Raw genomic sequence first — 2,345 nt, forward strand, 5'->3', positions numbered from 1 at the left:
ATTTACATGGCAAAGAAAGATTATGCGCAGCTTGCCCATGATATTGTCGCAAATGTCGGCGGGCCTGATAATGTTAAATCATTGGTGCACTGCGCGACCCGTTTGCGTTTCCGTTTAAAAGATGCAGGGCAAGCAAATAAAGAACTGCTTGAAGACCTGCCAAATGTACTGACGGCAGTAAACGCAGGCGGACAGTACCAGGTTGTCATCGGGGATGAAGTCGTTCCTGTCTATAACGCCATTATGGATGCTTACCATTTTACGGCTTCCGATGTCGGATCTGACAATGATGCGGCTGCGGAAGAAAGCGAAGAAAAAGGCAATATTTTTGACCGCTTTGTTGCAGTTCTTTCCGGTATTTTCACGCCGTTTATCTCTGTTCTTGCAGGTGCCGGCGTTTTAAAAGGTGTTGCAATCCTTTTGGCAAGCACGCATGTTGTTTCGACATCTTCAGTTTGGTACAGCATTCTGAACGCACTGGCAACAGGTGTGTTTACACTGCTTCCGATCTTTATTGCCATTACGGCTGCTGATAAATTCAATACAAACCGTTTTATTGCCGTTGCGCTTGCAGCAGCGATGATTTATCCGCTGACGGATAGCAGTATCCCGAAAATCGGCCATTTAGGCAGCTACGCCATCAATTTTAAACAGTACGGTGGTGCGGTCATTCCGACGATTTTGGCAATCTGGCTCATGAGCTATATTGAAAGATGGTTCAAAAAGCATCTTCCGGCCGTTGCCCAGCTCGTATTTGTGCCGTTCTTTACATTGCTTGTTGCCGGTGCTTTGACCTTTATCGTCATCGGACCTTTAGGCAACGCCATCGGTATGGGGCTTGCTTACGGCTATAAATACCTGTACAGCCTGAGCCCTGCCGTTGCCGGATTTATTTTGGCAGGCTTGTTCCAGGTATTTGTTGTCTTCGGACTGCACTGGGGAATTCTGCCGATTTCCTTGATCAACATTCAAAACTACGGTTATGACACATTGCTGGCCATGATGTTTGTTGCAGTATTCGGCCAGTTTGGTGCAGTGGCAGGCGCCATTTTTAAAGCAAAAAAATCCAAAAACAGGGAAATTGCTGTTTCAGCTGCCATCAGTAACTTTTTCGGAATTACTGAGCCGGCGATTTACGGCATTAACCTGAAATACAAAAAAGGTTTTATTTTCGGTTTGATCGCAAGCGCAATCGGTGGCGCCATTGCTGGCTTTGCCGGCGTAAAAGCCTTCCAATATTCACCGATTATGAACTTCTTTGAACTTCCGCTGTTTATCGGCAAAGGTTCAAGTGTTGTAATGGAAGCCATTGCGGTCATTGTCGCATGGGTGATCGCATTCCTGCTCGTGTTAATCTTTGGGTTTAATGAAGAAAATAATGAAACAATGTTTGCGAACTTATCAGTGGGCAAAAAGAGCCTGACTGAAAAGAAAACAGCTGCGCTGGAAAGCAAAATGGACAAAGAACGCCCGGAACTTCCAAAAGTGGATACAACCGGAATGGAACTGAAGGAAATCATCTACAATCCGGTAAAAGGCCGCGTCGTGCCGCTCACTTCCGTAAATGATCCGGTCTTCAGCTCCGAAGCGATGGGTAAGGGCGTCGGCGTTGTGCCGGAAGAAGGAAAAGTCGTGGCGCCGTTTGACGGGCAAGTATCTGTTGCCTTCCCGACAGACCATGCATTCGGCCTCCAATCCGATCAGGGTGCAGAAGTTTTGATCCACGTCGGAATCGACACCGTCAACTTGAATGGAGAACACTTTAATTCTAATGTCAAAGCCGGAGACCGCATCAAAAAAGGCGATGTGATCGGCACATTTGATTCGGAAAAAATCAAAGCAGCCGGTTATGACACCACAACGATGGTCATTGTCACGAATACGATGGCGTATGACGCGGTTGAACAAACGGCTTTGGGTGAAACTTATGCAGAAGAAGCTTTGTTGAACTTGTATAAAAAGCAAGAAGCGGTTGTTGAGGGTAAATAAAATTTAAGCAAACAGGCAAGAAGTTTAAAAGTGGTGAGATGCCATAAAAGGCAGAAGCTCACCGCTTTTCTGTTAGGTGAATGAATTTTTTGGCAGCTGTATTTTTTGCCGTACCCGGAAAAAATTTCACCGCTTTTTCAGATTGACGAAAAATATGAATGGTGATATTATGGTTAAGCTGGTTCGTGGGAAACGAAAAAACAATAAAAAAGTTGTTGACGCTGATTAGATGTTATGATATAATACTTAAGTCGCTGTTAAACGGGCGACGCAAGATTGATCCTTGAAAACTGAACAAAGCGAAACGTCAATTTTCTAACGAGCTTTTATCAAACATCTTTTATCGAGAGTTTGAT

General features: G+C 44.8%; 1 protein-coding gene. It reads left to right on the forward strand.

The window, feature by feature from the left end:
- Nucleotides 1–6 precede the first annotated feature (6 nt).
- Nucleotides 7–1,989, forward strand: a complete 1,983-nt coding sequence (locus GBH70_RS16220) for a beta-glucoside-specific PTS transporter subunit IIABC (protein ID WP_151681996.1) — start codon at nt 7–9, stop codon at nt 1,987–1,989.
- The last annotated feature ends 356 nt before the right edge of the window (nt 1,990–2,345 follow it).

This window comes from Weizmannia acidilactici (assembly GCF_008974225.1).
GTDB lineage: Bacteria > Bacillota > Bacilli > Bacillales > Bacillaceae_C > Weizmannia > Weizmannia acidilactici.

Bases quoted from the DNA above. Each gene is read 5' to 3' on its own strand.
- GBH70_RS16220 (WP_151681996.1), top strand. From the start codon at position 7: ATGGCAAAGAAAGATTATGCGCAGCTTGCCCATGATATTGTCGCAAAT.